This window comes from Paenibacillus sp. LK1 (assembly GCF_002750415.1).
In the GTDB taxonomy this organism is placed as follows: domain Bacteria; phylum Bacillota; class Bacilli; order Paenibacillales; family Paenibacillaceae; genus Paenibacillus; species Paenibacillus taichungensis.
Genome location: NZ_PEII01000010.1, coordinates 275,920 through 283,442 on the forward strand (window position 1 = coordinate 275,920; position 7,523 = coordinate 283,442).

Sequence of the window (7,523 nt, forward strand, 5' to 3'; positions counted from 1 at the left end):
AAAATATTCCATTCAAGATGCATTCGATCCACTCTGTTCATCTGGACTGCCCATCGAATCATTGAAGACTTGTAGGCGCTCTTCGATGTCTGCACTTGTCCGCAGAGTGAAGCAATCATGGGCTGCCTCTTTGGCAGCCGCAGCCGTCGTATTCAATACCCTGTGCTTCACACGCAGCAAGGATTGTGGAGACATACTCAGATTGCTAATCCCCAGCTCCAGCCATAGGGGAATCGAACGCTCATCTCCTGCCATCTCTCCGCAAACACTGACATCAATGCCTGCCGTATGTGCCGCATCGACTGTTGCGCGAAGCATGCGAAGTACAGCCGGGTGATACGGATGGTACATATGTGCGATCTGCTCATTCATTCGATCGACAGCCAGTACATATTGTACTAGATCATTGGTACCTATGCTGAAGAAATCAGCTTCTTCGGCAAGCAAATCGGCGATCATCACCGCTGCCGGAACCTCAATCATGATGCCCACCTGAATATGCGGATCGTACGGCAATTTGCGCTCGTCCAGATCAGACATCGCTTCACGCAGGATTTCATTGGCCTCCTGAAGTTCTTCTACCGAAGAGATCATCGGATACATAATTTTGACATTGCACGCAGCACTGGCCCGAAGAATGGCTGTGAGCTGTGTTTTGAACAGATCTTTGCGGTCCAGACTGATCCGAATCGCACGATATCCCAAAAATGGATTATCTTCTTCTGGCAGTTCAAAATAGTCCAGCTGCTTGTCACCACCGATATCGAGCGTACGAATAACGACAGACTGACCAGCAGTTTTCTCAGCAACAAGACGATAGACCTCATACTGTTCCTGCTCACCCGGGAACGTAGCACGGTCCATGTATAGGAACTCTGTCCGGAACAACCCCACACCTTTTGCCCCATGTTTCAGCGCCATATCCAATTCCTTGACGGAACTGATGTTAGAAGCCAGATGCAGCACGGAACCATCTTTGGTTACGGCATCCACTGTTGCAAGTACCTGCAGCTGTTCTTTTTTCTTCAATTGTTTGCTACGAATCATCGTGTACCGTTCAATTGTCTTCCGATCCGGCTCCGTAAATACGAGGCCATTATCTCCGTCGACAACCAGCATATCTCCGGTCTCCACCGGCATGCCAAGACTCGCTTCCAAACCGGAAACGAGAGGAATGCCAAGAGCACGAGCCATAATTGCCGAATGTGATGTTTTGCCTCCGATAAGTGTCACAATGCCCAGCACGTGGCTTGGATTCAAATGCGCCAATTGAGAGGGAGACAGCTCTTTGGCCACGAGTATATAAGGCTGGGTATCCGATGGAAGCGTAATTTCCGGTGCACCCAGCAGATGCTTTAATAGACGGTTCCCCACGTCCTTGATGTCAATGGCCCGCTCCTTCATATACTCGTCTTCGAGCAGATCAAACATGGTGACAAAATGATCAATAGCCTCTTTGACGGCTACTTCTGCCGCTTTGTACTGCCGTTCAATAATGCCTCGAATTTCGTTCATGAATACCGGATCTTCCAGAATGGCCAGATGCGCATCAAAGATGCTGGACTCTTCAGGACCGACCACTTCCTTGAACTCGTTCTTGATATATTCAATCTCATCCTTGGATGTCCGTATGCCCTCGTACAGCCGTTCGAACTCTTGGGCGAGATCCACCGAATCCATCTTTTGATCCGGCAGATCCCATTCCCAACTGGGCAGGACAAATGCTTTGCCGATGGCTATGCCTGCAGCTCCGTTGATGCCTTGTATCTTCATTCTACCCCTCCAACGTTCCTGTCATAGAGCACCACGGACATAACGGATGCCTGACCTTTCTTAACTTGCTTAAATGGAGCAAAGCTCCATGATTTGACACGATCGGGATTCGTGATAACCATCGGTGTCGTCAGCGATGCCGCCTCCGCTCGCAATACAGCCAGGTCAAACTTGATTAACAACTGACCCGGCTCCACCGTATCCCCTTCCTGAACAAAGGCTTCAAAGTGGCCTTTCAGTTGGGATGTGTCAATACCGATATGCAACAGAACCTCAAGTCCCTCCCGGGTTGATATGCCCAGTGCGTGCATCGTCGGATACATGTGCATAATCGTTCCATATACGGGTGAGACCAGCTCTCCTTTTTCCGGAACAAAGGCTACTCCATCACCCACAAGCTTGGCTGCAAATATCTGATCCGGCACCTCTTCAATTGGCAGCATTTTGCCCTGCACAGGAGCACAGAACAGAACTTGTTGCAGATCCCGTTCGAGCAGCTTCGCAATCTCTTCCCGGATTAATTCCGAATAGGTGCCGAATACCACTTGTACGTTACCGCCACCCAGCTTAATGAGCCCTGCCGACCCCATACTCTTCATTGCACCTGTATCGATTAACCGATCATTATGCACGGTGAGTCGAAGTCGTGTAATACAGGCCTCTACCTGTACAATGTTTTCTTTCCCGCCCAATGCTTCCAAAATGAGAGGAGCTTGATAAGGAATGTTACCTACCCAATCTTCCAGCATGGACCCCTCTTCGCGTCCTGGAGTTGGAATCTTGAACGTACGAATCGCCCACCTAAACAGGAAATAATAGACCAACCCATATAGTATGCCAATCGGTATGAGCTTCCAAGCATTTTCCGATAGATGGAAATTGAGTATGTAGTCAATAATGCCAGCCGAGTAGGAGAATCCATGACGTATATCAAGCCAATAACTGATCCACATCGCAAGTCCTGACATGACTGCATGCACGATGAACAGATAAGGTGCCGCAAACAAAAAGGCAAACTCAATCTGCTCCGATACCCCTGTCAGAAAACAAACAAGTGCGGAAGTGAGAAATGTTTTTTTGATTTTCGGCTTCAGGTCTTCCCTTGCCTCCTGAATAATCGCAAAGGCAATCGCTGGAATCGCAAACATCATGATCGGGAATAACCCGGCCATAAAATACCCTGCTGTCGGATCACCCGCAAAAAATCGCGGCAAATCCCCTTGCACAATATTGCCGTCTGCTGTTTCATACGTCCCCAGTTGGAACCAGAACACATTGTTAAGCAGATGATGCAGGCCGAATGCCACCAGCACCCTGTACAAGACCCCATATATAAACAGCCCAAAACCGCCGAGACTGTATTCCCAGGTGGCGATGGCGTTCAATGCATGTTGTAGAATGGGTGCGATCCATAACATAAAGAAAGAGAACAGTGCCGAGCACAGCCCTACGATGAGCAAAACAAACCTTGAACCACCGAAAAATTGTAAGATTTCGGGCAGTTTAATACTTTTGAAGCGATTATGCGTCACCCCGGCAAGTGCACCGAGAATAATTCCGATTAAGGAAGCAGGTTGAACGGTGCCATCCCCGAAATTGCGAGTCACCTGATCATATATCACAATACCAGCCAGAGCAGCGAGTCCCGCTTGTCCGGCCTGGTTGGAGAGTCCCAGCGCTACACCGACAGCGAACAAATACGGCAAAAAATAAAAAATACCGTGTCCGGCCACGGTAGACACTTCACCAACAACTTTCAATCCCCAGGCGTCCCAGGGCAAACTGCCAACACTCAGCAAAATTGCGGCGGCGGGCAGGACCATTGTAGGCAGCATTACCGCTCGTCCGAGCTGCTGCAAGGATCCGAGCCAATTCATGGCGACCTCTCCTTTCTATCCTAGATGGTAAGCTTTACGCAACGTTTTGTCAAAGCAAAACAGTAACCTGTTGGTAATTTATTCTATATTCCAAGTATGTAACAGAAAAATCCCGTCAACTCGAGGTTAACGGGATTTTAAGTGATTGAGATTTAACCGCGTCCAGCACCGCGCAGAACGATGGAATCCTCTACCTTGATACAACGATTCGTTACCGCTGTCATGCCGTTCTCAGCAGCAATCTGTACGGCTTCATCACTATGGATACCAAGCTGAAGCCACAATACATTCGCTTTGATCGCCGCAGCTTCACGAGCCACATCGGCACAATATTCATCACGGCGGAATACATTCACGATATCTACCGGCTCAGGGATATCTGCAAGAGTCGCATATACCGTCTCCCCGAGAATCTCACCTTGTACCTGCGGATTTACCGGGATGATGCGATAACCTCTGCTTTGCATGGCTTCCGCTACCATATAGGAAGTGCGATCTGATTTGTCCGATAAGCCGACGACTGCGATGTTGCCTGCCTTGCGCAAAAGTTGTCCAATTTCTTCACGAGTAGGATTGTTAAATTCCATGTTCAAGCACCATCCTTTTCTGCTTAACGTGTTATTTTACTCTTTTACCCATTGAACCGAGGCGCCAAGCGCCTGCAAATGATCGAAATATTGCGGATAAGACTTGGCTACATGGTGTGCATCCCGAATACGAAGCGGTTCTTTGGAACGCAGACCGACAACGGTCAGTGCCATAATTACGCGATGATCGTAGTGAGCGTTAATCTCAACGCCGCCTTCAACGCCTTCCGGACGACCATGTACGATAATCTCGGCCTGACGTTCTTCTACGTTGGCTCCTGCCTTCCGCAGTTCGTTCAAATAATCCGTAATTCGGTCACATTCCTTGTAACGTAAGTTCTCTACATTATAGAACCGTGAGGTGCCTTCCGCAAACACTGCTGCCGCTACCATGGCCAAAACCGCGTCTGTCGCGGCATCTCCATCGAATTCCACGGCTTTCAAAGTACCGTTACCTTGCACGTGAACCACATCGTTCTCATGCGTCAACGGCACTTCCATCATGCGCAGAACGTCAACAATAGCACGCTCACCTTGTTTACTCTGTTCCATCAATCGCAAAATTTTAACATCGGATTGAGTGACCGCCGCAGCCGCGAGGACAGCTGCTGAACCCGGATAGTCTCCTTGAACCGTATATGTTTGCGGTTTATAGGCTTGGCCGCCAGGTACGCGGAAGGACATGTAATCATCACTCGCATGAATGACGATACCCGCTTGTTCCAGTACTTCCAGCGTCTGACCAATAACCACTTTGGATTTCAAGTCATTCAATACTTCAATTGTGCTGTCTTCGGCCAGAAGCGGAGTTACAAACAGCAACGCGCTCAAATACTGGGAGCTGACAGAACCGGATACACGGATATGTCCGCCCTTAGCCTGACCACCTTTGATCGTGATTGGCAAGCGTCCTTGTTCGTGCTGTACCTCAACACCGAGCTGACCAAGCGCATCGATCAGGTCATCATGTGGGCGTTTGCCAAGAGAATCCGGGTACGTATTTACAAACGTCACCTCAGGACAAAGTGCCGTTACCCCCATTAGGAAACGCAACACTGCACCCGCATTTCCTACATTTAATTCACGCACATCATGTGGATGGCTGCCAAAGCCCTGGATAACAATTTTGCTGTCATCTTCTTCAAGCACTGCTCCAAGATCGCGAATACATCTGCGCATAGCGTCACTATCTTCACTGTGAGCCGGGTAATGGATCGTACTCGTGCCTTCTGCCAGAGCAGCAGCTAGCAAGTAGCGTGTGGTGTAGTTTTTGGAAGACAAAGCTCCAATTTCCCCGTTCAGGGATGGGGTCGGTTTAACGATAACGTCCATGGATGAAATTCTCCTTCATTGATTATAATGTGCTTCGTTAGATGATCCTGTTACGTATTTGGCTCAGGATCCATGCGGTAATGCTGTACTGCCAAATTGACATTCCATACATCGCTTGGGTATCATTATAGGCGTTAAGTCCATACAGAAAAGAGGACCTGAATATGACACAAATTGCTGAAATTGAAACTTCTGAGCTACGCCGCCGTTTACTGGCGGGAGAGAAGCTGCAGATGATAGACGTCCGTGAGGACGATGAAGTCGCACAAGGCATGATCGAGGGAGCGAAACACATCCCGCTTGGACAGATTCCGGACAGACTGTCCGAAATTCAAAAGTCCGGTGAAATTGTTTTGATCTGCCGCAGTGGATACCGTAGCGAACGTGCCTGTGAGTACTTACAGCAGCTCGGATATGATGGCTGCACCAATATGGTTGGCGGCATGCTGCAATGGCAAGAGGAAAACTAAGTAACATCAGGATCGAGGTTATATGGTTAGGATAGCTAGCTGCAATCAGCAGTTCTCGATAACCACCATGCATCATGCACCCTGATTCTTACCATCAGTCAAACGGGCCAATCGGCCCGTTTTTCACATCGATCTCTCACGATCATACATCCCCATTCACCACTTTAAATCCTTCAACATATCTTCTTCCACATACGAAATGTATCCCTCTCCACGCATCGACCCTACACTCATTTGTACGTTCTATCCCTACTCTCACTGACGAGAAAATGAAATAATTACAAGCTTAGACGCGGTAATGCGCTAAAATTAAACGAGTCACTTCAGAAGCGGATAACTCGGTTGTATCCACCGTGTAATGCGCAAACCGATATGCGTCCTTCCGTTCCTGCATAATGGTCTGAATGCGTTCCTCCGCATTGCCTGCCAAGAGCGGACGGTTATCACAGCCGCTGACGCGTTCTACTATCACTGCAGGATCAGCTGTCAGGGCAACCACCCAGCCGTTCTTCGACATGACATCACAGTTGTCCGAACGTAGTACCACACCGCCTCCGGTCGCAATCACCTGCGCCTTTTTCTCTAACACCGAGCACAACATGCGACTCTCGGCATCGCGGAAATACGTTTCTCCCTTGCCTGTGAACAACTCAGGAATCGTACAGCCTTCCTCTTTTTCCACCGCGGCGTCCACATCAATCAGTCGGTAACCTAACTCGCGCGCGAGCATGTCAGCGACGGTTGATTTGCCAGTTCCCATCATGCCGATGAGAATAATATTGTTAGACTTGCTCAAGGTGTACACTCCTTTAATTCAAGCAATTCGTGAGCACTTTTGTCCTATCATAACACAGCCCTGCGGACGGGGGAAGGCCATAGTATGACTGGCTTCCCTCCAAACATCCGCAAACACTTCCAGATCATATCGAAGCACGTCCATGTACTTCAAACGATTTTAAAGAACTCAAATCAGCCTATTTTGGAAATATAGGCGATTTTAAAATTCTAACGAATCTCGATGTAGGACCAGCTTAAGTATACGTAAAAAAAGAGACCTGGAGCTCATCGGTATATGTACCGACTCTCCAAGTCCCCTTTCCAAGCTTCTGTTCCAGCCAAAGTCCTTGATTCAGGACAATTTAGCCTAATCTCACGGACTTGCGTTATACACTACTATTCCATCCAGTTGTGGTGGAAGCTGCCTTCTTTGTCTAGACGTTTGAACGTATGAGCACCGAAGTAGTCACGTTGTGCTTGCAGCAGGTTCGCAGGCAAACGCTCTGTACGGTAGCTATCGTAGTAGGACAAGGCACTGGAGAACCCAGGAACCGGAACGCCTTGAGTTACCGCAGCAGCTACCACTTCACGCCACGCACCTTGGTAGGATTCTACAATGTTTTGGAAGTATGGATCCAGAAGCAGGTTTTTCAGTGCTGCATCTTTGTCATACGCTTCTTTAATGTTTTGCAGGAACTGCGAACGGA

The 7,523-nt window shown here is 48.7% G+C and carries 6 protein-coding genes and 1 pseudogene; 1 reads left to right on the top strand and 6 read right to left on the bottom strand.

Annotation, left to right across the window (positions count from 1 at the left end; genetic code table 11):
* Positions 1-12 precede the first annotated feature (12 nt).
* The 4 genes from ptsP to aroA form a co-directional block, all read right to left on the bottom strand.
* Positions 13-1,773, bottom strand: coding sequence for a phosphoenolpyruvate--protein phosphotransferase (gene ptsP, locus CS562_RS22495; protein WP_076288206.1), 1,761 nt, complete (start codon positions 1,771-1,773; stop codon positions 13-15).
* The gene (locus CS562_RS22500; protein ID WP_063565571.1) at positions 1,770-3,650 is read right to left on the bottom strand and encodes a glucose PTS transporter subunit IIA; all 1,881 of its coding nucleotides are present in this window, start codon (positions 3,648-3,650) and stop codon (positions 1,770-1,772) included. Before CS562_RS22500 ends, ptsP begins: the two co-directional genes overlap by 4 nt.
* Before the next feature lie 152 nt (positions 3,651-3,802).
* Positions 3,803-4,237 (bottom strand): CoA-binding protein, encoded by a 435-nt coding sequence (locus tag CS562_RS22505; RefSeq protein ID WP_053784277.1) that lies wholly within the window; start codon positions 4,235-4,237, stop codon positions 3,803-3,805.
* A 36-nt stretch (positions 4,238-4,273) separates the two neighbouring features.
* Positions 4,274-5,569 (bottom strand): 3-phosphoshikimate 1-carboxyvinyltransferase, encoded by a 1,296-nt coding sequence (gene aroA / locus CS562_RS22510; protein ID WP_099858265.1) that lies wholly within the window; start codon positions 5,567-5,569, stop codon positions 4,274-4,276.
* Positions 5,570-5,733: 164 nt separating this feature from the next.
* Here aroA and CS562_RS22515 point away from each other — a divergent pair, with 164 nt between their 5' ends.
* On the top strand, positions 5,734-6,039 hold the full coding sequence (locus CS562_RS22515) for a rhodanese-like domain-containing protein (protein ID WP_076288204.1): 306 nt from the start codon (positions 5,734-5,736) through the stop codon (positions 6,037-6,039).
* Positions 6,040-6,325: 286 nt separating this feature from the next.
* On the opposite strand, the gene CS562_RS22520 is transcribed toward CS562_RS22515, so the two are convergent.
* Complete coding sequence (locus CS562_RS22520; RefSeq protein WP_256222175.1) at positions 6,326-6,835, bottom strand: shikimate kinase; 510 nt, start codon at positions 6,833-6,835, stop codon at positions 6,326-6,328.
* A 377-nt stretch (positions 6,836-7,212) separates the two neighbouring features.
* Positions 7,213-7,523: pseudogene (locus CS562_RS22525) on the bottom strand (NADP-dependent phosphogluconate dehydrogenase); the annotation flags it as partial.

What these genes read in the sequence shown, in the direction of transcription:
- ptsP (WP_076288206.1), bottom strand. Translation starts at nt 1,773, where the DNA reads ATGAAGATACAAGGCATCAACGGAGCTGCAGGCATAGCCATCGGCAAA.
- CS562_RS22500 (WP_063565571.1), bottom strand. Translation starts at nt 3,650, where the DNA reads ATGAATTGGCTCGGATCCTTGCAGCAGCTCGGACGAGCGGTAATGCTG.
- CS562_RS22505 (WP_053784277.1), bottom strand. Translation starts at nt 4,237, where the DNA reads ATGGAATTTAACAATCCTACTCGTGAAGAAATTGGACAACTTTTGCGC.
- aroA (WP_099858265.1), bottom strand. Translation starts at nt 5,569, where the DNA reads ATGGACGTTATCGTTAAACCGACCCCATCCCTGAACGGGGAAATTGGA.
- CS562_RS22515 (WP_076288204.1), top strand. Translation starts at nt 5,734, where the DNA reads ATGACACAAATTGCTGAAATTGAAACTTCTGAGCTACGCCGCCGTTTA.